Origin of the sequence: Buchnera aphidicola (Chaetogeoica yunlongensis), assembly GCA_039829965.1 — a bacterium.
GTDB classification, from domain to species: Bacteria; Pseudomonadota; Gammaproteobacteria; order Enterobacterales; family Enterobacteriaceae; genus Buchnera_B; species Buchnera_B aphidicola_BA.
Genome location: CP139909.1, coordinates 284,135 through 308,271 on the forward strand (window position 1 = coordinate 284,135; position 24,137 = coordinate 308,271).

At 21.2% G+C, this 24,137-nt stretch carries 20 protein-coding genes; 8 read left to right on the top strand and 12 right to left on the bottom strand.

Features of this window, described 5'->3' with window-relative positions:
• Positions 1 to 173: 173 nt before the first annotated feature.
• The 8 genes from cls to trpD form a co-directional block, all read right to left on the bottom strand.
• The gene (gene cls / locus UAR70_01250; GenBank protein XBC39983.1) at positions 174 to 1,646 is read right to left on the bottom strand and encodes a cardiolipin synthase; all 1,473 of its coding nucleotides are present in this window, start codon (positions 1,644 to 1,646) and stop codon (positions 174 to 176) included.
• A gap of 272 nt (positions 1,647 to 1,918) precedes the next feature.
• The gene (yciA, locus tag UAR70_01255) at positions 1,919 to 2,332 is read right to left on the bottom strand and encodes an acyl-CoA thioester hydrolase YciA (protein ID XBC39967.1); all 414 of its coding nucleotides are present in this window, start codon (positions 2,330 to 2,332) and stop codon (positions 1,919 to 1,921) included.
• A gap of 24 nt (positions 2,333 to 2,356) precedes the next feature.
• Positions 2,357 to 2,896 carry an inner membrane-spanning protein YciB gene (locus UAR70_01260; GenBank protein ID XBC39968.1) on the bottom strand — a complete coding sequence of 180 codons (540 nt, stop codon included), beginning with the start codon at positions 2,894 to 2,896 and terminating at the stop codon, positions 2,357 to 2,359.
• A gap of 29 nt (positions 2,897 to 2,925) precedes the next feature.
• The gene (locus UAR70_01265) at positions 2,926 to 3,675 is read right to left on the bottom strand and encodes a YciC family protein (protein XBC39969.1); all 750 of its coding nucleotides are present in this window, start codon (positions 3,673 to 3,675) and stop codon (positions 2,926 to 2,928) included.
• Between the two features lie 115 nt (positions 3,676 to 3,790).
• On the bottom strand, positions 3,791 to 4,606 hold the full coding sequence (gene trpA, locus UAR70_01270; GenBank protein ID XBC39970.1) for a tryptophan synthase subunit alpha: 816 nt from the start codon (positions 4,604 to 4,606) through the stop codon (positions 3,791 to 3,793).
• Between the two features lie 2 nt (positions 4,607 to 4,608).
• Positions 4,609 to 5,799, bottom strand: coding sequence for a tryptophan synthase subunit beta (gene trpB / locus UAR70_01275; GenBank protein XBC39971.1), 1,191 nt, complete (start codon positions 5,797 to 5,799; stop codon positions 4,609 to 4,611).
• A gap of 19 nt (positions 5,800 to 5,818) precedes the next feature.
• Entirely contained in the window at positions 5,819 to 7,210 is a 1,392-nt protein-coding gene (gene trpCF, locus UAR70_01280) for a bifunctional indole-3-glycerol-phosphate synthase TrpC/phosphoribosylanthranilate isomerase TrpF (GenBank protein ID XBC39984.1), read from the bottom strand.
• An 11-nt stretch (positions 7,211 to 7,221) separates the two neighbouring features.
• Complete coding sequence (trpD, locus tag UAR70_01285; GenBank protein XBC39972.1) at positions 7,222 to 8,217, bottom strand: anthranilate phosphoribosyltransferase; 996 nt, start codon at positions 8,215 to 8,217, stop codon at positions 7,222 to 7,224.
• A 407-nt stretch (positions 8,218 to 8,624) separates the two neighbouring features.
• Here trpD and UAR70_01290 point away from each other — a divergent pair, with 407 nt between their 5' ends.
• A complete protein-coding gene (locus UAR70_01290; protein XBC39973.1) occupies positions 8,625 to 9,521 on the top strand; it encodes a DMT family transporter in 897 nt (298 codons plus the stop codon).
• A gap of 96 nt (positions 9,522 to 9,617) precedes the next feature.
• Positions 9,618 to 10,367 carry a pseudouridine synthase gene (locus tag UAR70_01295; GenBank protein XBC39974.1) on the top strand — a complete coding sequence of 250 codons (750 nt, stop codon included), beginning with the start codon at positions 9,618 to 9,620 and terminating at the stop codon, positions 10,365 to 10,367.
• Positions 10,368 to 10,562: 195 nt separating this feature from the next.
• Here the strand turns inward: UAR70_01295 and UAR70_01300 are convergent, their stop codons facing one another.
• Positions 10,563 to 11,360 carry an inositol monophosphatase family protein gene (locus UAR70_01300; protein ID XBC39512.1) on the bottom strand — a complete coding sequence of 266 codons (798 nt, stop codon included), beginning with the start codon at positions 11,358 to 11,360 and terminating at the stop codon, positions 10,563 to 10,565.
• A gap of 839 nt (positions 11,361 to 12,199) precedes the next feature.
• Between UAR70_01300 and hisS the strand changes: the two genes are divergently transcribed.
• Complete coding sequence (gene hisS / locus UAR70_01305; protein XBC39513.1) at positions 12,200 to 13,474, top strand: histidine--tRNA ligase; 1,275 nt, start codon at positions 12,200 to 12,202, stop codon at positions 13,472 to 13,474.
• Between the two features lie 120 nt (positions 13,475 to 13,594).
• On the top strand, positions 13,595 to 14,848 hold the full coding sequence (glyA, locus tag UAR70_01310) for a serine hydroxymethyltransferase (GenBank protein ID XBC39514.1): 1,254 nt from the start codon (positions 13,595 to 13,597) through the stop codon (positions 14,846 to 14,848).
• 421 nt (positions 14,849 to 15,269) lie between these two features.
• Here glyA and bioB read toward each other — a convergent pair whose 3' ends face one another.
• The 3 genes from bioB to mfd form a co-directional block, all read right to left on the bottom strand.
• A complete protein-coding gene (bioB, locus tag UAR70_01315) occupies positions 15,270 to 16,289 on the bottom strand; it encodes a biotin synthase BioB (protein ID XBC39515.1) in 1,020 nt (339 codons plus the stop codon).
• Positions 16,290 to 16,677: 388 nt separating this feature from the next.
• Positions 16,678 to 17,679 carry a beta-propeller fold lactonase family protein gene (locus tag UAR70_01320; protein XBC39516.1) on the bottom strand — a complete coding sequence of 334 codons (1,002 nt, stop codon included), beginning with the start codon at positions 17,677 to 17,679 and terminating at the stop codon, positions 16,678 to 16,680.
• Between the two features lie 454 nt (positions 17,680 to 18,133).
• A complete protein-coding gene (mfd, locus tag UAR70_01325) occupies positions 18,134 to 20,230 on the bottom strand; it encodes a transcription-repair coupling factor (protein ID XBC39517.1) in 2,097 nt (698 codons plus the stop codon).
• A gap of 320 nt (positions 20,231 to 20,550) precedes the next feature.
• Here mfd and UAR70_01330 point away from each other — a divergent pair, with 320 nt between their 5' ends.
• The 4 genes from UAR70_01330 to UAR70_01345 all read left to right on the top strand — a co-directional run bounded on the left by UAR70_01330 (position 20,551) and on the right by UAR70_01345 (position 23,926).
• The gene (locus UAR70_01330) at positions 20,551 to 21,762 is read left to right on the top strand and encodes an FtsX-like permease family protein (GenBank protein ID XBC39518.1); all 1,212 of its coding nucleotides are present in this window, start codon (positions 20,551 to 20,553) and stop codon (positions 21,760 to 21,762) included.
• Entirely contained in the window at positions 21,755 to 22,441 is a 687-nt protein-coding gene (locus tag UAR70_01335; GenBank protein XBC39519.1) for an ATP-binding cassette domain-containing protein, read from the top strand. The genes UAR70_01330 and UAR70_01335 overlap by 8 nt, the downstream gene beginning before the upstream one ends.
• Positions 22,442 to 22,465: 24 nt before the next feature.
• A complete protein-coding gene (locus UAR70_01340; GenBank protein XBC39520.1) occupies positions 22,466 to 23,707 on the top strand; it encodes an FtsX-like permease family protein in 1,242 nt (413 codons plus the stop codon).
• A gap of 84 nt (positions 23,708 to 23,791) precedes the next feature.
• Complete coding sequence (locus UAR70_01345) at positions 23,792 to 23,926, top strand: hypothetical protein (GenBank protein ID XBC39521.1); 135 nt, start codon at positions 23,792 to 23,794, stop codon at positions 23,924 to 23,926.
• The last annotated feature ends 211 nt before the right edge of the window (positions 23,927 to 24,137 follow it).

Below are 24,137 nucleotides of genomic sequence, written 5' to 3' on the forward strand. Positions count from 1 at the left end.
AAAAATATAATTTTTATTTTGTACGTATCTGTAATAAATACATTGACTTTAATATAAGAATAATTATAATTTAAAAAACATTTAAGTAAAATTTATAAAAATAAGGTTTATAGAAATATTTTACTTAATAATATATTTTTAAATTATTAATTTCATAAATTTTGCATTTATAATTATAATAGTGGACTTAAAAAATAAAAAATTTTTTCTATTATTTTTTTCCAGAAAGATCTCATATTCCAGCTTTTTAAATCAAGTAATGTTGAATTAGAAATATATTCTTTATGTATAATAGATAGGGACTTTCCGAAATTTTTATCATCTATTACTAGTGTGATTTCAAAGTTTAACCATAAACTTCTCATATCTAAATTTACTGTTCCTATTAAGCTTAATTGTGTATCTACTAAAACACTTTTACTATGAAGTATTCCATTTTCAAATTGATAAACATTGACTCCTGATTCTAATAATTCACTAAAAAAGACTCTACTTGCCCATTTAACTAATAAAGAATCATTACTTTTTGGTATAATTAAGTTTACATTTACTCCTCTTTGAGCAGCTGTACATATTGCATATAATAAATCATCACTAGGAACTAAATAAGGAGTAGTCATAGTCAATTCTGTTTTTGCAGAATAAATAGCTATTAACAAAGCTTGGTGAATCATATTTTCGGTGAATCCTGGCCCAGAAGCTATTATTTGAATTATAGAAGTATAATTTTTTATTGAATATATAGAAGATTTAAAATTATATCTTATTTTTCTAGGAAAAATTTTTTTTCCGGTTTCCATTTCCCAATCACAAGAATATATCATTCCCATAGTAGTTGTTGCAGGTCCTTCTATTCGAATCATTAAATCTATCCATTTTCCTATTCCTAATGATTTTTTAAATAAATCTGGATCTACTAGATTCATACTCCCTGTATATGCTATATAATTATCAATTAATATAAATTTTCTATGTTGTCTAAGATCCATTCTTCTAAAAAATAGTTGCAATAAATTTATTTTTAATGCTTCAACTATTTGAATACCTGATTGTTTCATAATTTTAACCCATTTACTTCGAAAAAAATCTAAACTTCCAGCTGAATCTAGCATTAATCTACATTTTATTCCTTTCTTGGCTGATTGAATTAAAGCTACGGCTACATTATCTGCTAATCCTCCAGGTTTCCAAATATAAAAAACTATTTCAATAGTATTTTTAGCCAGTGAAATATCTCGAATTAAATTTTTTATTATTTCTTGAGTATTTTTTAATATTTTTAATTTATTAAATTTTATCCCTGATATTCCTTGCCTGTGTTTACATAATTGAAATAGTGATTTAGCTACTTCGCTAATATTTTTACTCTCATAAATATAGTTATAAGATTTTAATCTTTTTAAATATTTATGTTTTTTAGACCATATAGTTTTTGATAATTTTAACCTTCGTTCTCCGAGATATGATTCTGAAAATAAAAACCAAATTAACATACCTATGAGTGGAAAAATATGAATCACTAAAATCCATGCAATAATAGATGAAATAGTTCTTCGTTTAGACAGTATTCGAAAAGTAACTATAATAATCATTGACCAATAGCTAAAAATAATTAACCAAGGTATTATTATAGGTATATAATGCATCATATAATAAAATTCCTATTAATTTTGTAAATTGTTTCAACAAAAAGTAATTTTTTAATATTATATGTTGTTAAAATTTATATTTCTGGTACTTTTTTTAAGTATATAATTGAAACATATTAAATATTTAATTTTATTTGTTAACTTAGTTTAATTTTAATATATCAATATAGTGTATATAATATATATTGATTTTTTTTAAACATATTTATTAAAAATTTAAAATTTATAATTAAAAATGAGTATTTTTGATATTATTATTAAAAATGTTACTAAATCATAGTATTATTTATTGGAAGAATAGTTCTAGGTTGCCCTAGTTCATCTACAGCTACATAAACAAATATTGCTTCTGTTGTACAATAAGATTGTCCTAATAATTCAGAAGATACTTTTTTTATCCATACTTCTATTTTTATAGTAATAGATGTATTTCCTACACGAATGCATTGTGCATAACAACTTACTACATCACCTACTGCAACAGATTTTAAAAAAGTCATTCCGTTTACACTTACTGTAACTACACGTCCTCTTACTAATTCTTTAGCTAATATAGCTCCTCCTATATCCATTTGAGACATGATCCATCCTCCGAAAATATCTCCATTTGCATTAGTGTCAGCAGGCATTGCAAGAGTTCTCAAAACAATTTTACCTTTTGGTTTTTGATTTTTTATATTCATGTGTGTAAAAATATATTAAAGTTTTTAATTATTTTGTTGGTTTATTTTTAAAGAATATGTATATAGTCCACTGATAATTATAGCTATTAACATTAATGTAGTTAATCCAAAGACTTTAAATGTAACCCATGTTTTTTCTGAGCAAAGAAAAATTACGTAGGTATTAATAATAGAACACATTAAAAAAAATAAGCTCCACAAGATGTTTAATTTTTTCCAAGAGTGTTTTGATATATGTATTTTATTTTCAAAAATGATTTCTAAAAAAGTTTTTTTCATAAAAAATATATTTATTAAAAATCCTAAAAAAATTAATAAATATAATATTGTTATTTTCCATTTTATGTAATCACTGTTATGACTAAAAAAGGTTAATAATCCAAAAAAAATAATACAGATTAGATTGAATAAGTCATGTTTACTAATTGATTTATATGCTAATTTCGTAATTATCAATGAAATAAATGAAGTTATTACTAGTGTAATAGATGAAATAAAAATATTGTAAAATATGTATGAAATAAAAAATGATAACGTAGGAATTATATTTAAAAAATATTTCATAATTTTGTTTATACCTATATTTGTTATGATTATTTCTGATTTTTAGAAAATAACATATAAAAGCGAAATAAATAAATTATTAAAATCGACGAAATGAAGTTCATACATAAATTAAGTATAAATAGTTCTGTATATTCAGATAAAATTTTTATATGTGAAATAATTAATATAATCAATACTTTTAAACACAACCAAAATGTTATAGCTGGTATTATAATTTTAAAGTGTTGAAATATAATTTTAGTACTTAAATAAATAGAATCAAAAACGGTTTTATTTTCAGTAATTAGTATTATTGGTGACAACGAAAAAAAAATAAAAAAAATCATACCTGGAATAACAAAAGATAAAAATCCTAATTGAGTAATAAAAGTAGTGATAAAAATTAGTTGCATTAATCTAAAAAACAACCTAAAAGATAAATTATTTGACGCAAAAAAATTAGTAAGTTTATTGCATGAAGTATTTTGAATAAATTTAATTAAATTTCCTAATAATAGTGTATTTCCTATTAATAACGAAAAAGATCTAGTTATTGAAGATAATAACAACATTTTTTGTTGATCTAAATTGAGAGTTTTAAAAAAATTTAATACAGAATAATATTTATCAATATTCAATTGATTTAAATCAAATGTAAATTTTATGTTAGGAGTAATAATACTATCTATAGTTAAAGTTAAACTAGATGATAATAATATAAAAATAATTATTGTAGATCGTTTTAATTTAAAAAAATTAATAGTATCACGGAATAATAAATTAGCCGTAATATGCATTTTTTCTCCTAGATATAAGATATCAAAGTAGTAGTGTAATAATAGAAATTATTAATTTTACTCATTATGATAAGTAAATATAACAATTATTATATTTTTTATATTTAATATAAATTCAAGTTAAAATAGTTGTAGCTTGTTTAAGGGTTTTAGATAATTTTTTTAGTTGATTAAGCATGATTTGATAATCATATAGATTATTTTCTATTGTATCAATGATAACAGATCCACAAATCACACCAGATGCTCCTGATAAAACAATATTCTTAATTTGTTGTGCGTTAGTTATTCCAAAACCTTGTATAATAGGAAATAATGTTAATTTTTTTAATTTTAAAATAAGATCTTGTAGTAAAAATATATTAAATTTATTAATTCCTGTAACACCTGGTCTTGATAATAAATAAATATATGCAGTATTATAAACAGATATTTTTTTTAATAAAATTTTATTAGCGTTTGGAGGACAAATAAATACAGGATTAATATCATTTCTTTTAGCATGTGTTCTAAAAATTAAAGATTCTTCTATTGGTAAATCTGCTATTAAAACTGAATCAATATCTATTTTTTTACATTTTTTATAAAAATTCTCTATACCATATCTAAAAATTAAATTAGCATAAATTAAGATTCCTATTGGAAGTTTGGGGTATATATTGCGTAATTTTGACAACATGTTAAAACATTTATGAATATTAATATTAGCTTTAAAAGCTCGTAAATTAGCTTTTTGTATTGTAGGACCATCGGCTAATGGATCAGAAAATGGAATTCCTAGTTCTAATCCATCTGCTCCATTTTTTATTAGTGTGTGTATTATTTTAAATGATATTTCTATAGAAGGATCACCTAAAACTAAAAATGGTATAAAAAAACGACTTTTTTCTAATATAAGTTGGTTATTTACTTTACAATAACGATTTATCATTATTATAAACTCCTTGAATTATATAAATATTTTTTAACAGTATCAATGTCTTTATCTCCTCTTCCTGAAATATTTACTATAATTGTTTGTGTTTTTTTTGGATTTTTGGAAATTAATTTTATAGCATATGCTAATGCATGAGAAGATTCTAGAGCAGGTATAATACCTTCTAATTCACACAATTTTTTAAAAGCAAAAACCGCTTCTTTATCAGTAATAGAAACATAAATTACTCTACCAATACTTTTTAACCAAGCATGTTCAGGTCCTACTCCTGGAAAGTTCAATCCTGAAGAAATAGACCAAGATGTTTTTATTTGACCTTCTTTTGTTTGAATAATAGGTGATTTCATTCCAAAATAAATTCCTGTACTACCATATTGTAAAGTTGATCCATGAGCTCCTGTTTTAATTCCTTCTCCAGCCGGTTCTACACCAATTAATTTTACTGATTTATTTTCTAAAAACGATGAAAATATTCCTATGGCATTTGATCCTCCTCCAACACATGCAATGACTTTATGAGGTAAGCATGATTCTGCTTGAATAATTTGTTTTTTTGTTTCTATTCCAATAATACTTTGAAATTTTTTTACTATAGTGGGATAGGGATGTGGGCCAACAACTGTTCCAAGCATATAATGTGATGTTTGATAATTTTCTGACCAATCTCGAATAGCTTCATTGCATGCATCTTTTAAAGTTCCTGATCCATTTTTTACAGATATTATTTTAGCACCGAATAATTTCATACGAGTAACATTTTGTTTTTGACGAATAATATCTTGTTCCCCCATATATATTTTACATTTTAAATTAAACAGTGCACAAGATAATGCTGCAGCCACTCCATGTTGTCCAGCTCCTGTTTCAGCAATAATATTTTTTTTATTCATTTGTTTTGCTAAAAGCGCTTGTCCTAAAACTTGATTTGTTTTATGTGCTCCTCCGTGTAATAAATCTTCTCGTTTAAGATATAATTTTGTATTTGTTCCCTTGGTTAAATTTCTACATAATGTTAATGGAGTAGGTCTACCAGCATAGTTATTTAATAGTTTTGACAATTCATCATTAAATTGATTGTTATTTAAAGCTTTTATAAATTCTTTTTCTAATGTATATAAAGCTGGCATTAAAATTTGTGGAACATACATTCCACCAAATTCTCCGAAATATGAATTTAATAAAGTCATAATTTTATATTTCTCTAAATTAGTTTGTTTTTGATATTGTAACTTGATGTGTTCTTAAAGAATTATAGAGTTGTTTTATTTTTTTTGAACTTTTAATACCTGGAGATATTTCTACTCCTGTATTAAAATCTAATCCAAAACAATTTAAATTCGTTGCTAGTATACAATTACTAATGTTTAATCCACCAGCTAATAAAATATTATTTAATTTATAATTTTTTATGTATTCCCAATTAAAACATTTACCACTTCCGCCTTGTTTATTGTCAACAACATATTTATTTACATTACGTAATAAACATTTTTGTTTAATAAATTCTAGATAAGTTAATGCTTTCCATATTTTTACACTTCTAGGAATTAAAGATTTTAATGTATTTATATATATCTGATTTTCATTTCCATGTAATTGAATAGAATATAATGAAAGCATATTCACTATTTTACTGATTATTTTAAAACGTTCATTACAAAATACGCCAACATATTTTAATTTTTCATTATTTGTAATGTGAACCGCATGTTTATAATTAATATATCTAGGTGAAGATTTACAAAATATTAGTCCTCCATAAATAATTCCATATTTTTTTAATGTTTTTACATCTTTTAATCTAGTTAATCCACATATTTTATTATTTCCTACGATGATTTTACAAATTGCTGTTTCTAAATCTTTTTGTTTCATTAAATGTGAACCAATTAAAAATCCTTGTACAAAAGGTGTTAATTGTCTTATTTGAATATAGTTTGTTATTCCAGATTCGCTTATAGTGGTTATATTAGATGGAATTAGAGGTGCTAATTTTTTAGTTTTTTCTATATTGATAGAAAAATCATGTAAATTTCTATTATTAATTCCAATGATATTAGATTTTAAATATAAAGCTCTACGTAATTCTGTTTTATTTTCAACTTCTGTTAGTACATCCATGTTTAAATCATAAGCTAAATTTCTAAGTAATATATATTGATTATCATTAAGTATTGATAACATTAATAAAATAGAATCAGCTTGATAATATCTAGCTAAATATATTTGGTATGGATCAATAAAAAAATCTTTACATAATATTGGTTGATTAATTGCAATTTTTCTCACTTGAGGAATAAATTCAAAATTTCCATGAAAATATTTTTCATCTGTTAATACTGAAATAGATGACGCGTATTTTTTATAAATAGATGATATGAATTTTAAATCTAAATTAGGTTGTATTTCACCAAGTGAAGGAGATTTTTTTTTAATTTCTAATATGTAAGATGGGTGGATAGATTGTAATGATTTTTTAAAATTATAATTAGATTTTTTTATTTTATATTTAAAGGATATTAATGGTTGTTTCTTTTTTCGATTTTGTATCCATAATATTTTATCTGATATTATTTTTTTTAAGATACTTTCCAAAATAAAAACCCTCTTTAAACTTGAGAAAGTTTAATAATTTTTTCATATACTTTCCCATTTTGAATAATGTCTAATACATTTTTAGTATTTTCTTGTAAATTTGAATATCCAAAAATTAATAGCAACACAGCCACATTGACTGCTATTGTTTCTGTAATAGATTTAGGCCCTTTTCCTTGTAAAACATATTTTATGATTTCATAATTTTCTTTAGATGTTCCTCCTTGAATTTCGCTTTTATTGTAATAGTTTACTCCAAAATCATGTGGATCTAGAATATATGAAGTTATTTTTTTATTTTTTAATTCGATAATTTTGGTAGTGCTATGTAATGTTATTTCATCAGTATTATTGCTATGCAATATAATAGCATGATGATAATTTAATTTTTTTAGTATTTCTGCTATTAAAAACATAATTTTTGGATCAGATACTCCAATAACAATATGTTTTGGCATAGCAGGATTTAATAACGGTCCTATTATATTAAAAATAGTTTTAGTTTTTAGTAATTTTCTAACAAACATACTATTTACGAAGCTATCATGGTATTTTTGAGAAAATAAAAAACATATATTTAATTGATCAAGTATTTCTCTAGATTTATAGGCATCATATTGAATGTTAATCCCAAATTTTTTTAAAATATCAACAGATCCACATTTGCTAGATATTTTTTTATTACAATGTTTAATAATTTTTAAGTTACATGTAGATGCAACTAAAGCACTAGTAGTAGAAATATTTATGCTATTACTATTATCTCCACCTGTTCCTACAATATCAGCAAAGATATAATTAGGTCTAGGAAAAAATTTTATATATTCTAAATGTGCTTTTACTGCACCTAAAATTTCATTTGTTGTTTCTCCTTTTGTCTTTAGAGCAATTAAAACCGCTGATAATTCAATATCACTGATTTTTTTTAATATAATAGATTTAAAAAGTGTATAAGATTCTAATTCATTTAATTCAATACTGTTATAGACTTTCTGTAATATGTTTTGCATTTTTTTTCTTAAAAATATGATATTTGATGTTAAATTTAATCTTTTACGTTCTAAAGTATATTTTTAATTTTTATATACATTCAAATATGTTGTTAATTAATTTTAAAATATTTTTTATATTAGACATTTCTTTAAAAAGTAGAATAAAATATTATATTTAAATTTAACTTAATTATTTTAAAATAATTAATTAATATAATAAATTAATAAAAGATTTTTTTATATTTATAAATAATATTTAAAGTTAAGAACAATTAATTTAATATTTATTTTTTAAAAATAATATTTTTATAATATTAATATTATTAATTTATATAATGTTTATATATATTTAAGATTTAAAATAAATATTTTATAAAATATTTATTATATAGAAAATTTATATAATAAATTTAGGATAATTATGTATGATACAAAGATTAACTACAATGTTTTTATTTTTAATAGTATCTTTTTTTTGGGGAACAACATTTATAGCCATGAAAGTTGCTGTAAATACTATTCCTCCTATTTTTGCAACTAGCATTCGATTTCTATTATCTGCTCCTATATTAATAGTAATATCTTATTATTTTCATACCCCATTGTTATTTCCTGTTAAAAAAAAAATATTTCAATTATGTATATGTATATTTTATTTTATTATACCTTTTTCGTTAATGTTATATAGCAGTCAATATGTTAATTCTACAATATCATCAATTATTTTTTCAACAACACCAAGTATGGTTCTGCTGTTTAATAAATTATTTTTTAAAAAAAAAATATATTTTTTACAAAATCTTGGTTTGATTTTAGTTTGGGTAACATTATTTGTTATATTGTATACAGAAATACAATTAAAAAGTGTGGAAATTTTAAAAGGAGTATTTTTTTTAATATTATCTATGGTCAGTCATGCCATAATATATTTATATTATGAAAACAAATATAGAAATATATCTATTTTTACATTTAATACAATTCCTTCATTATGTTCTGGTTTATTTTTGTTATTTATTTCTTTTTTATATGAACATCCTTCAATTAAACATTTTTCTAATATTTCAATATTTGCTTTAATATATCTTGGTTTATTTTCAGGAAATATTGGTATATTAACGTATTTTTATTTACAAAAAAGAGTTAATGTTATTAATTCTTTAATAGTTTTTTTTCTATTTCCATTAATTACATTATTTTTAGATTATTATATTTATGGAAATAATTTAGATAATTTTACAATCAGTTTTATTATTCTTTTAATGTTCAGTGTATTATTAACAGTAATTCCAATACATTTTATATACATAAAAAAGTTATAAAATATATTTTTATAAAATTTTAATTTCTAGATTTTTTAATATAATTAATATTAAAATATCAATATTATTAAGATAACTTATTACATTTTACATCACATGATGCAACAAGAAAAAATACAAAAAATTTTAGCTAATTATGGATACGGATCACGTCGTTATATAGAGTCATTAATTAAACTAAATAAAATTAAAATTAACGATCAAACGGTTGGTATAGGTCAACGTATGTCTTTAATTACTATAAAAACTGTTACTATCGAAAAAACAAAATACAGCTTTAAACAGAATAATTATCATATTAAAAAAGTAATATTATATAATAAACCTGAAGGAGAATTATGTACTAGAAAAGATTATCAAAATAGAAAAATAGTATTTGATAAATTACCTTGTTTACATAATTTTAAATGGATTAACATTGGAAGATTAGATATTAACTCTTGTGGATTATTATTATTTACTACGGATGGACAATTAGCGCATCGATTAATGCATCCCAGTTTTAATATAGAAAAAATATATAAAGTTAGAGTATATGGAACATTTAATTATGATTGTTATCAAAAGTTAAAACACGGAGTATATTTATCAGATGGATATACATGTTTTAATAAAGTAATATTTAAATATGGAACGGGGAAAAACAAATGGTTCCATGTTTCTATATTTGAAGGAAAAAACAGAATAGTTAGAAGAATATGGAATAAATTAGGTTTTAAAGTGAGTAAATTAATAAGAATTGGTTATTCTGATGTGAAATTGCCTAATTCACTTCATCCAGGCCAATGGATGAAATTAAATGATGTACAAATAAATGAATTATATAAAAGAGTAAATTTAAAATAACTTAAATATTTATTTTATTTAAAACAATATTTTTTTAATTAAAGAATTTTTTATATTTTATAGCTCTATATACATTATGGTTTTTATGTTTTTAATATAAAATATGTTTGCTATTTATTGAACATTAAATACTTGTTTAAAAATATTTATTAAAATATAAATTCATATTTATAAAATTTTATTTATATGAAGTTTTTATTTGTCATAATTGAATAATTCTCTAATTTTTATCAGAATGATTCTCATTAATTTTGAATTTCCTGTAAGTATAAATTTTGATGTGTCATAACTATGACCTCCATAAATATCACTAATTAATCCTCCAGATTCTTTTATTTGTAAAAAACCAGGTATAAATAAATATGGTGTTAAATTATAATTAAATAAATAATCTAGTCTACCCATAGCTAAATATGTACAGTCTAAACTAATACATCCCGTGCATCTTAATTTAACTTGATTAGATATTAATAAATTTATTATTTTATAAAAATAATTTTGAAAGTTTGGTTTATCATATAAATAGACAAGACCAACTAAGCTATTTTTTAATATATTTGTATTTTTACATCTCATTCTATAACCATTTAATTGTGCTCCTTGCCCTTTTACAGAAGTAAACAATTCATCTTTAATAGGATCGTATATTACTGATATTTGAGTTATATTTCGAATAATGACTGATAAGGTAATGCAAAAATGTGGAAAATAATTTTCAAAATTGTTTTTTCCATCTAATGCGTTAATTAACCATATTATTTCTTCGTTATTCATAATTTTTATTTTATTGTGAAATGTAACAATTGAATGTTCTGGATATGATTTATGAATCATATTAATCATAATTTTTTCTAACGTAATGATTATTTTAGATGAAAAATCTTTTTTTAAATATTCAGAATTATTATTGTTTTTATACCTATCATAATGTTGAATAAGAATATTTCCGCATTTTCGTATAATACGAATGGCAATATTAAGTATTGGATGCATATATTTCCTAATAATTTATGTTGAAAAAAATATATTTAATAGTTTTTTTAGTAATTTTTTTTTACTATATATTTAGCATTTTTTATGTATTTCAATAACAAATAGTTATTTTTATAAAAATAATTTTATATGTATTAAGAATTTTATGTTTATGATTTTTTAAATAAGTATTTTAATTTCAAACATTTAGATCATAGAAAGGATATTAATTCTTTTAATCATTTTTATGATTTTATTTAGTGTTATAAAATTTAAAATTAAAATGTCAATATTTTTAATTAGTTTAGGATGGTATTAAATTTTAAAGTTTAAAAATAATATAAATATTTAGATTTTATTAATTATAAATTACTTATTTAAATACAATACTTAGAAATATTATACGAATGTATTTCTTTTTAAATGTTACCTTTTTTTTCAAGTTAATATTATTTGCTATATAATTTTAATGTTAATACATTTATTTCTGTATAAAATATTTATATATTTTTTTAAATTAAAATTTATTTATTGACGCTAAATTTTAAGTAATAAAACTTGTATTAAGTTAAAATATAAAAATATTTATCAATGACTAAATAACTGATGTTTGAATAAATTAGAATTATGTTAAATAGTTCATTCTAATATTATTTTAAAGCATATAAAACAATTTTTATACATCAATAAATATATTTTTAAATCTATAAGTATAATTTTCTAAAAATAGAATATAGTATGATATAAATTATTTAATATTAAATAACATTTTTAAATATATGGTTAATGAACTAATATATACTTTAATATAAATGATCATTTAAAAAAAATATTTTAAAAACTAAAAGGTAAGTTCAGCATTGAATGAAATAACACAACCTATAAAAGGAATGCATGATTATATTCCTTCTACAGTAATTATTTGGCAATACATAGAAAATATTATAAAACAAATATTAAAAAATTATTGTTATGAAGAAATTAGATTTCCTATTTTAGAAAATACTTCATTATTCACTCATAATATAGGTGATGCTACTGATATTATAGAAAAAGAAATGTATTCTTTTCAAGATAAAAATGAAAAATCAATTACATTACGACCAGAAGGTACAATTGGATGTATGAGATCCTGTATAAATAATGGATTACTTCGTTTTTCTGAACAAAAATTATGGTATTTAGGACCTATGTTTCGTTATGAAAAACCGCAATATGGAAGATATCGTCAATTTCATCAATTAGGAATAGAAGTTTTTGGTTTAATAGGTCCAGATATTGATTTAGAAATAATTTTAATAATGGATCGAATTCTAAAACAATTAAATGTATTTAAAGATATAAAATTAGAGTTAAATTCTATAGGAACTTATGAATCAAGATTACGTTATGCAAAATCATTATTTTCTTATTTAAAAAAATATGAAAAATTTTTAGATGAAGATTGTAAGAAGCGTTTGTATATTAATCCTCTACGAATTTTAGATAGTAAAAATAAAAATTTATCATCTATATTAAAAGATTCACCTATATTAATTGATTTTCTTGACCACGATTCATTATTACATTTTAAAAATTTATGTGAATTAATAAATAGCGTAGGTATTTCTTATAAAATAAATTATCGTTTGATTCGAGGATTAGATTATTATAACAATACTGTGTTTGAATGGAAAAGTGATAAATTAGGTTCTAAAAAAACAATTTGTGCAGGAGGAAGATATGATTATTTATCTAAATCATTAGGAGAAAATTATATTCCGGCTATTGGTTGTGCAATTGGTATGGAAAGATTACTTTTATTAGTAAGTACTTTAGAAATTATTCCTAAAATAAAATTATATATTGATGTTTATATAATATTTTTACAAGAAGACATAAAATTAGAAGCTATAAAATTATCTGAATTTATTAGAACTGCTTTTCCAAAAAAAAAAATAAAAATAAGCTTTTCATGCAGAACTCTTAAAAAAAAATTTAGTACAGCAAATAAATCTGGTGCTCGCATAGTATTATTATTAGGGCCTAATGAAATTAATAATAATACAATTTTGTTAAAAGATTTAAAATATGGATATCAGAAATCGTTGTTTAAAAACGAAATAGTTCAAGAATTAAAAAATATTTTAAGATAAATTTATATATTGTATATAAATTTTACTAATAAAAACAACTCAGATGTTATCATATATTCATTTAAATTTATATAGATAAAATAAGTTTAGTTAGAATATTAACAATTTTTGGACAAACAAATGTTAATTAAAAAAAATATTTTTAACTATGATCCTGATTTATATAGGATTATACAAAAAGAAAAAAAAAGACAAGAAAACCATATTGAATTAATTGCTTCTGAAAATTATGTTAGTACATGTATAATGGAAGCACAAGGTTCATTATTAACTAATAAATATGCAGAAGGATATCCTCAAAAAAGGTATTATGGAGGTTGTAAATATATAGATGAAATTGAAGAATTAGCTATTTTTAGAGCTAAGAAATTATTTAATGCTGATTATGTAAACGTACAACCTCATTCTGGATCTCAAGCTAACTTTGCTGTTTATAATGCATTATTAAAGTTAAATGATATAGTATTAGGAATGGATTTATTACATGGAGGACATTTAACTCATGGTTCTTCAGTAAATTTTTCTGGCAAATTATATAGATTTATTTCTTATGGTGTAGATCAAAACGGTGAAATTAATTATTTACAAATAAGAGAATTAGCAAGAAAATATAAACCAAAAATGATTGTAGGAGGTTTTTCTTCTTATTCTGGTTTATGTGATTGGGAATTATTAAAAGACATTGCAAATGAAGTTAATGCGTATTTGTTTGTTGATATGGCACATATTGCAGGTTTAGTTGCAGTTGGATTATATCCTAATCCATTAGATTACGCTGATGTAGTAACTTGCACAACTCATAAAACTTTATCTGGTCCTAGAGGAGGGTTGATTTTAGCACGAGGTAAAAATGTATCTTTATTTAATAAATTAGACGCGTCTATTTTTCCTGGATGCCAAGGTGGACCCTTAATGCACATTATTGCAGCAAAAGCAATAGCTTTTAAAGAAGCATTAGAACCAAAATTTAAGGAATATCAATCACAAGTAATAAAAAACTCAAAAACTATGGTAAAAAGATTTATACAAAGAGGGTATAAAATTGTTTCAGGCAAGACGGAAAATCATTTATTATTATTAGATTTATCTAATAGAAATATAACCGGAAAAGATGCTGATATTTCACTTAGTTTAGCTAATATTATTGTAAATAAAAACACTATACCAAATGATACACTGAGCCCTTTTGTTACTTCAGGTATTCGTATAGGAACACCTGCAATCACTAAAAGAGGTCTTAAAGAATTAGAAGCTGATATAATATCAAATTGGATCAGTGATATATTGGATAACATAAAAAATTTTGATAAAATAGCTGAAATTAAAAAAAATGTTTTAAATTTATGTAAAAATTATCCTGTTTATGATAATTAAATCTAAATATATTATACCATCTAAATAGATGGTGTAATATTTAATTACTAAATATTAAATATAAATAATATATAATGTAACATGTATTTTGACTTTTTTTTTAATGTTATGTAATAATTTTTAATTAAGTTAACAATGTTCTATTTATAAATATATATTTTATAATTTATAATTATCTTAAATAACAACAAAATAAGAATTAAATATAAGTGCTAAAAATTTTGGTTAGACTTTTTAATAATGAAATTTTATATCATTTTAAAATACTTTAATAATATTAAAATTATTAAAAATAATTCAATTGAATTATATATAGTATGTTGTATATTGATTTTATGTTTTTTTTATATTCTTGTTGGAGTGTATTAAAAATACATTTAATAAAATTTTAAAAAAGTAATTATATTTATTTTTAATAAAATTATATTGCATTATAAAATTGTGTATCATTAATTTTAAAAATATGATTTTTTGTCATAATATTATTGTTTTTTATATATTTACTTTTTTCAATATTTAAATTTAGTTTAGAAAATAATGCTAAATCTGTTTTTTCGTCAGGGTTAGAAGTAGTTAATAGTTTACAACCATAAAAAATAGAGTTAGCACCAGACATAAAACACATAGCTTGCATTTGTTCGTTCATATTTTCTCTTCCAGCTGATAATCGTATATAAGAATTTGGCATCATAATTCGTGTTACAGCAATAGTCTTAATGAAATCAAATGCGTTTAATTCTTTACTATTTTCCAAAGGAGTTCCTTTAACTTTTACTAGCATATTAATAGGAATACTTTCTGGCGCTTTTTTTAAATTAGATAACTCAATTAATAATTCTATTCTATCTTTTAAATTTTCTCCTAAACCTAATATTCCTCCAGAACAAACTTTTATTCCGGATTCTCGGACTACTTTTAAAGTATTTAATCTATCTTCATATGTTCTAGTGGTAATAATTTTTTTATAAAAATTTTTTGAAGTATCTAAATTATGATTATAAAAATCTAGTCCTGCTTTTGCTAATTGATCAGCTTGATTACGATGTAGTGTTCCTAATGTCATACAAGTTTCTAGCCCTAATTTTTTTACTTCTTTAATAATATTTGTTAAAAATACAATATCTTTATTTTTAGGATTTTTCCAAGCTGCACCCATACAAAATCGAGTAGATCCAGACTTTTTTGCTTTTTTAGCTGATGTAAGTATTTTTTCTAATGTTAAAATTTTTTCATTTGGAATATTAGTTTTGTATCTAGCACTTTGAGGACAATATTTACAATCTTCAGGACACGCTCCTGTTTTTATTGATAATAAAGTACTAATTTGTATTTTATTTGCATTAAAATTTTTTCTATGAATTGTTTGTGCTAAAAACAATACATCAAAAAACGGTTTATTAAAAAGAGAACTTACTTTTTTAAAGTTCCATTGTTTTCTCATGTGTTATTCCAAAATTAATAGTTTTATAAAAAAATCATAATTATTATTAAATAATATTAGTCATATAAATAATTTATCATAGTAAGAATAAATTTATGACATCATGGTTTAAAAAAAAATTGTCTGTCATAATATGTTTATTCATATCTTGATAATCTCTAAAAATTAATTTTTTAAAAATCCCAACATATAAAAATTTTAAATATTTAATGTTTTTATTTTCCATAAAAACTATAAAAGATAAATATTATAAAATTAATATTTTAAAATATAAAAAAAAATATATTTTTTATTTGAATGAATTTTTTTGGAATTAATTTTTTTATTTTAAATATATTCACTTGTTTTACAAATGATATTATTAGTGAAAAATATAAATTCTTATTTTTTATAATATAATACTAGATATCCATACTGGTCTTAATCCGATAGTAGATTGTGTATTTTTTAATTCTAAACATCCTGTTGCTTGTGAAATTTTATATATACTAAAATTATGAGATTTTTCCCCAATAATAAATAAATTTTCTCCTGTACTATTAATATGGAATGTTCTAGGTTGTTTTAATTCTGTTTTCACTGTATTTATTTTTTTTACTTTTTTAATATCTTTATTAATTTTAATAATTGAAATTGTATTTTCCGTTCTATCGGATGCATACAAATATTTTTTACAAGAAGAAAGACTTAAATCAGATGACCATGCTTTTTTAGTATTTTTATCAGAAAGAATATTAATATTTTTCATTAACTCTATTGTTTTTTTTTGTTGATTAAAAAACCATATATCTATTGATCCATTTAATTCATTAATACTAAATAACCAATTTTTGTGTTTATAAAATTCTAAATTTCGTGGACCAAAATTAGCATGTGTTATTACAAAATTATATTTGTTAGTTAATAAAATTCCTTTTTTTATAAAGTCAAATATGTAGATTCTATTTTTGTGAAGAGAGGAAACAAATAAAGTATTATTTTGATCATTAATTTTAGATGCATGACATCCATGTATATTGTTAATAACTTGTATAAAAGGTTGAGGATTTCCACTAAAATCAATAGGAGTAACGCTAATACAATTAAAGTGATAAGAACTAGAAAATAAGAATTTTTCTGTAATGTCTATTTCAAAGTGATTAGGACTTCCTGGAAGGATAGCTGAAGATTGTTCTTTTAAAGTTCCATTAGATTGTATTGTATAAGAATAAATTCCAAAATTAGGTCTTAATCCTACATATAATAGTTTTTTGCTTTTTAAAATTAGTATAGGTTGAGGTTCTCCTGGTAATGATATTTTTTGAAGTAGTGTTAATGAAAAATCATCATGTAATTTCCATACTTCAATTTCTTTTGTAGTAGCTAAAGATATATAGATTATTTGTTTCATAAGATTTTCGCGATTTAAACTGTAAAAATTGATTTAGATTTATATAGTAATATAAACAAAGATAATATATTTTATTTATATGTTAAATATGTAACATTCAAAAATAGTTTTTATGCATAATAATACTTTAAATTATATATAAATTATACTATTCAATAATGTATTAATTAATAATTTATTTTAGTATTAATCGAATAAATAAACATATAATTATTATATTAATAATTTAAATATAATTTAAAACATATTAGTTTTATGTATTTTTTTATATAGAAATATATTTATTAAAAATTGTAAACGTTTATATTAATAATAATTTTTTTATAAAAATGTTACATTTTAAAAAATTTGGATTTTTTTAAACATATTTAAAAATTCAAACTTTTAAAGTTTTAAAATTCATAATTTAATTAAATTACATGTATTTTTTTATTATGATATTTTTATAAGTAATCTAACTATTAATATTTATTAACATGTTTAAAATCCAATTTATTCTTTTCGTTTCATCCTGAAAATTTTTACAAAATTTTAATCGTGTAGAAGAATCAAACTTCCAACAATTTACTTCTTTTTGAAATTCACTGAGTAAAATTTTTATATTTACTTTATTTTTTTTTGAAAACTCTATATATCCTTCTTTATTATTAGATTTTATTTTTTTTATGCCTATTTTTTTGGAAATTAATCTCATTTTAGATATTTTAATTAAAAACATTCCTTCTTTTGGTAAATTTCCAAATTTATTTTGTAATTCTGTTTGTATTTCATCTAACTCTAATAAGCTATTTGCCATAGAAATTTTATTATAAAATAATAATCTGTTATTTACTTGCTGAATATAATATTCAGGTAATAAATTAGATACATTTAATTCAATATTAGGATATTGATTATTTAACATATCATTGAATGTGAATTGAGTTCCTTGTTTTAGATTTTTTATAGCATTTTTTAAGAATTTCATATACAATGAAAATCCTATTTTTGTTATATGTCCACTTTGATTATTTCCCAATATTTCTCCAACTCCTCTAATTTCTAAATCATGATTTGATAATTCAAATCCTGAACTAAAATTTTTTATAGAAGAAATAGCATCAATTCTTTTTTTTGCATCGCGAGTCATGTTTTTGAAAGAAGAAATTAATAACCATGCATACGCTTGATTTTGAGAACGACCTACTCGTCCTCTTAACTGATGTAATTGCGTAAGTCCTAAATGGTCAGCATTTTCGATAATTATTGTATTAGCATTAGGAATGTCAATACCTGTTTCAATAATAGTAGTACACACTAATACATCAAAACGTTTATAATAAAAATCATTTATAATTAATTCTAAGTTTTTACTATTTAATTGACCATGACCTAATTTAATTTTTGCTTCTGGAATAAGATATTTCAATTTTATTCTTTTGCTATTGATTTTATTTACGTCATTATAAATATAATATACTTGTCCTCCTCTAAGTATTTCTTTAAGAATTGCTTTTCTCACTAAATCGTAATTAAATTCTCTAACAAAGGTTTTTACTATTTTTCTATTTTCTGGAGGAGTAGAAATTATTGATAAATCTCTCATTCCTGTAAATGCCATATTTAATGTTCTTGGTATCGGTGTAGCGGTTAATGTTAAAACATCAATATTATTAAATATTGATTTAATTTTTTCTTTATGATGTACTCCAAACTTATGTTCTTCATCAATTATTAATAATCCTAAATTTTTCCATTTTAGATTTTTAAGTAAAATTTTATGTGTACCAATGAGTATGTTAGTTTTTCCAGAATTGACATTTTTAATTATTTTGTTACATTCTGTTTCTGATTGAAAACGAGAAAAAATCATAACTTTTGTTGGCCAAGATTTAAAACGAATTTTAAAATTGTAAAAATGTTGTTGTGCTAATAAAGTAGTAGGAACTAAAATGACTACCTGTTTTTGATTAATTGTGGCTAAAAAAGAAGCTCTCATAGCAATTTCTGTTTTTCCAAAACCGACATCTCCACAAATTAATCTATCCATAGGAACAGGACTATACATATCTTTTAAAACAGAATTAATGACATTGTTTTGGTCAAATGTAAGTTTAAATGGAAAATGACTACAAAATATTTTATATTGATCATTATATTTCTTAAAAGAAAATCCTTTTTGTGATATTCTATGTGAATAAATATTTAAAAGTATTGCCGCAGAATCATATGCTTTTTTATTAGCTTTAATTTTTTCTTTATTCCATATATCATTTCCAAGTTTATGTAATGGCGCGTTATCTTCAGATGTACCTATATATTTACTAACTAAATATAAATATGAAATTGGAACATAAAGTTTAGAATTTTCTGCATAATTTATCATTATACATTCAGTTTTTATATTTCGAATAGTTATAGTAATTAACCCTTGATACCTTCCCACACCATGTTCAAAATGAACAATTGGTTGATTAATTTTTAATTGAGATAAATCAAATGTATTTTTTTCAGTTATAGTATTATTAATAGATTGTATTAGATTTTTTTTTAATAATTTTTTTATTAGCATAAAGAATAATAATTCGTTAATATTTCATTCATTGTTTTACTAAAAAAATAATATCATATTTTTTTCAAATTTATTATTATTAAATAAATTTCAAAAAAATAAAATAATTTCATGTACACAAAGATTTTAGTTGATTAATAATTTGATGGATTTATTAATAATATTTTTTTAACAAAAAGTTAATAATTAAGATTGTATAATATTTAAATTGTAATTATATTTTTATAGTTTTACAAATAAAAATTTTTCTAAAACAATAGATATAAAATTTACATTTATGATTTAAAATTTGTTAAATTTATTATAAGATGAAATATTTTATGAATTTTTATATTCCAATGTTTATTGGATTTCGTTTTTTTTTAGGAAAATTTAATTTTTTCTTTAACAAATTGGTAACTGTATTATCTATTATTAGTATTACTATTGGTGTTTCTTCAATTATAATAATAATTTCTATTATGAATGGATGTGAAGATACATTTAAAAACAAAGTTTTAAAATTTATTCCTCATATTATTGTTACTAATAATCAAGATAATATTAATTCATCTAATCATATTAAAAACATAATAACAAATAAATATATAAAAGACGTTTCTGAAATAGTCACTAGTGATGTTTTGTTACAAAGTAAATATGCTTTTTCTACAGGTATAGCTTTAGGTGTTAAATTAAATACACAATATAAATATTTATTAAAACATTTTTTAATTAATCAAAATCTATTAAATAAACTTATTCAAAGTCCTTATACTTCTATTATTGGAAAAAATTTAGCTGAACAATTAAATTTAAATTTAGGTGACACTTTTTATATAGCATCTTCTAAATTTCATCAAATATCTATGTTCGGGAATATTCCAAGTAAAAAAATGTTTAAATTAATAGGAACTTTTTCAGTAAGTAATGAAATTGATAGTTATCAAGTATTAGTTAACCAAGATGATTTATCAAAATTTTTACATCATCCTAAAAATTATATTACAGGATGGAGATTATGGTTATTTAATCCGTTAAGTATTAAAAAATTTTTAAATGATATCCCTCACTTTTATAATATAAAATTTAGAGATTGGAGAGAAACTAAAGGAGAATTATTTCAAGCAATCGAAATAGAACAATATATGATGGTTTTTTTATTTAGTTTAATAATTATTAAAGCTATTTTTAGTCTTACTACTTCTATTAGTATGATGATTATGGAAAAAGAAAGAGATATCGCTATTTTTCAAACATTAGGTTTATCTAAATTTAAAATTATAATGATCTTTATTATTCAAGGTTTAATTAATGGAATTATAGGAACATTGTTAGGAACAATATTAAGTTTTTTATGTTTAAATAAAGAACATGGTTTATTGAGTATCATTTCAATATTTTTTGGTAATGTTTCATTACCTATTTTGATAATTCCATTTCAAATTGTTTTAATTAATTTAATTACTTTAATATTAATCATAGCTTTTATACTTTATCCTGCATTTAAAATTATTAGTGTTAATCCGGTTAAAAGATTATTTTATGAATAAACTAGCGTTAATAAAATGTAATTCTATATTTAAATTATATACTTACAATGATAAAATACTAAGACCTATTCTAAACAACATTTCTTTTTCTTTAAATTCAGGCGAAATAATGATTATTACAGGTTCTTCTGGATCTGGAAAAAGCACTTTATTACATATTATAAGTGGTTTAGATACTCCAAGTTCTGGAAGTGTATTTTTTTTAGGAAGAGATATACATTCTATGTCTAATTCTGAACAATCTATATTTAGAAATTCTAACTTAGGTTTTATATATCAATTTCATCATTTATTATTAGATTTTACAGCTATTGAAAATGTAGCTTTACCTTTATTAATTAAAAAAATAGGTAAAAAAACAGCATTTAAGGATGCATACTTAATGTTAAAAAATTTAGGGATAGAAAAAAAATCTCAAAAATATCCTTCAGAATTGTCTGGAGGTGAAAGACAAAGAATTGCAATTGCTCGTGCATTAATTACTCGTCCTGATTTAATTATTGCTGATGAACCTACTGGATATTTAGATTCTGTTAATTCTAAAAAAGTTTTTAATTTGCTAATTAATTTTAATAAAAAATATTCTACGACTTATATTATTGTGACACATGATACTCTTTTTTTAAAAAAAAATTTTATTAAAATGAACATGTGTTCTGGATATTTAAATATTATTTAAATTAGAAATAGGACTAATTTCAAAGTGGTATATTTATATTATTTATTATTAGTTAAATTTAGTGCGCAATTTAAAAAAAATAGTATTTCTCCATTTATTGAAAAACTTTCAAAATTCGGAATATTTTTAGGAGTATTTATTTTAATTATTAGTTTTAGTTTATTAAATGGTTTTATACATGAATTAAATAATCGTGTTATATCAATAATTCCTCATGGAGAAATTGTTTCTCTTGATAAAAGATTTTATAATTGGAAAAACATTTATAAAAAATTGAAATCCTGTTCTGATATTATTTCTATCGAACCTTATATTACTACAATATCATTAATTCAAAACACCCAAGGAATTAAAAGTGTCCAAATAAGAGGTATAGATTTTTCAAATCCAACTAGAATAAAAAAATTATCTCAATTTATTGATATTAACACACTAAAAAAGATAAAAAATAATAAGAATCAAATTATTATTGGAAAAAATATAGCAGAATATTTATCATTGAAAAAAAATGATTGGATTAATATAATTATTCCAAAATATTCAAAACATTATACTATATTTCATGCAGAATATATTTCTATGCAAGTTATAGATTTTTTTAAAATGAACGGGATTGCTGATTCTACACTAGCTTTAGTTCCGATTTTAGATTTAAAGAAATATGTTAAAAATAAATCAAATAGCACTGGATTAGAAATATTTATAAAAAATCCTTTTAATTCTGATCAAGTATTTAAACAAATAAAAATTCAATTACCAAACAATATTGTTATAAAAAATTGGAGTGATAATTACGGATATATTTATCGAGATTTACAACTTGTCAGAATGGTTATATTTTTAACTATGATATTTATTATTATAATTTCGTGTTTAAACATATCTTCAATAACCTTATTTAATATATCAAAAAAAATTAATAGCATTGCTATACTTAAAACCTTAGGTATAAGTAATTTAATAATTAATATCACTTTTATAATGTATAGTTTATATTCAGTATTAAAAACTGGATTACAATCATTATTATTTAGTATAGTTTTAATATATAATTATAAATTTTTATTTATAAATATAGAAAAACTATTAGGAAAAAAATTGTTATCTAACAATATATATTTTATTGATTTTATTCCTATGTCTATATCTTACATCAATATTTTAGTTATTTTTAGTATATTAGTTGTCATTGGAATACTTTCTAGTTGTTATCCTGCATATTATGCTAGTAAAATTATTCCGGCAGAAGTTTTAAAAACACGTTAAAATTTTATAATTAAAATTTATATTATTGTTTTAGAAAAACACTTAAATTAATATATAATAGATTCAAAGATATTAGGATAAAATATGAATATTGTTAATCCAAGATTACGAATTGTACGCTATAAAAAGAATAGGAAAAAAATGCATCAAAGATTTAGAAAAAATATTTTTGAACGAGAAATTCCTCAGACATCCTTAAAAAATCCAGTTTTTTTTTAAAAAATTAAATTATATATTTTGATATGTTCTGAGTATATTATAAATTTATATTATACTGTTAATGAATAGTTTTTATCTTTGAATTTAAATTTAAATTTAAAATATAAATATTATATTTTTTAAAAAAATATTTTTCTATATTTAAAAAATAATGTGTATAACAAAATAAAATTATTTCTAAAAATTTTTATATAAAATAAAAATAATATTT

What these genes read in the sequence shown, in the direction of transcription:
- UAR70_01260 (XBC39968.1), bottom strand. Translation starts at nt 2,896, where the DNA reads ATGAAATATTTTTTAAATATAATTCCTACGTTATCATTTTTTATTTCA.
- UAR70_01290 (XBC39973.1), top strand. Translation starts at nt 8,625, where the DNA reads ATGATACAAAGATTAACTACAATGTTTTTATTTTTAATAGTATCTTTT.
- UAR70_01295 (XBC39974.1), top strand. Translation starts at nt 9,618, where the DNA reads ATGATGCAACAAGAAAAAATACAAAAAATTTTAGCTAATTATGGATAC.
- yciA (XBC39967.1), bottom strand. Translation starts at nt 2,332, where the DNA reads ATGAATATAAAAAATCAAAAACCAAAAGGTAAAATTGTTTTGAGAACT.
- cls (XBC39983.1), bottom strand. Translation starts at nt 1,646, where the DNA reads ATGCATTATATACCTATAATAATACCTTGGTTAATTATTTTTAGCTAT.
- UAR70_01345 (XBC39521.1), top strand. Translation starts at nt 23,792, where the DNA reads ATGAATATTGTTAATCCAAGATTACGAATTGTACGCTATAAAAAGAAT.
- UAR70_01300 (XBC39512.1), bottom strand. Translation starts at nt 11,360, where the DNA reads ATGCATCCAATACTTAATATTGCCATTCGTATTATACGAAAATGCGGA.
- mfd (XBC39517.1), bottom strand. Translation starts at nt 20,230, where the DNA reads ATGCTAATAAAAAAATTATTAAAAAAAAATCTAATACAATCTATTAAT.
- trpB (XBC39971.1), bottom strand. Translation starts at nt 5,799, where the DNA reads ATGACTTTATTAAATTCATATTTCGGAGAATTTGGTGGAATGTATGTT.
- UAR70_01335 (XBC39519.1), top strand. Translation starts at nt 21,755, where the DNA reads ATGAATAAACTAGCGTTAATAAAATGTAATTCTATATTTAAATTATAT.
- glyA (XBC39514.1), top strand. Translation starts at nt 13,595, where the DNA reads ATGTTAATTAAAAAAAATATTTTTAACTATGATCCTGATTTATATAGG.
- UAR70_01320 (XBC39516.1), bottom strand. Translation starts at nt 17,679, where the DNA reads ATGAAACAAATAATCTATATATCTTTAGCTACTACAAAAGAAATTGAA.
- trpA (XBC39970.1), bottom strand. Translation starts at nt 4,606, where the DNA reads ATGATAAATCGTTATTGTAAAGTAAATAACCAACTTATATTAGAAAAA.
- UAR70_01330 (XBC39518.1), top strand. Translation starts at nt 20,551, where the DNA reads ATGAATTTTTATATTCCAATGTTTATTGGATTTCGTTTTTTTTTAGGA.
- bioB (XBC39515.1), bottom strand. Translation starts at nt 16,289, where the DNA reads ATGAGAAAACAATGGAACTTTAAAAAAGTAAGTTCTCTTTTTAATAAA.
- trpD (XBC39972.1), bottom strand. Translation starts at nt 8,217, where the DNA reads ATGCAAAACATATTACAGAAAGTCTATAACAGTATTGAATTAAATGAA.
- UAR70_01265 (XBC39969.1), bottom strand. Translation starts at nt 3,675, where the DNA reads ATGCATATTACGGCTAATTTATTATTCCGTGATACTATTAATTTTTTT.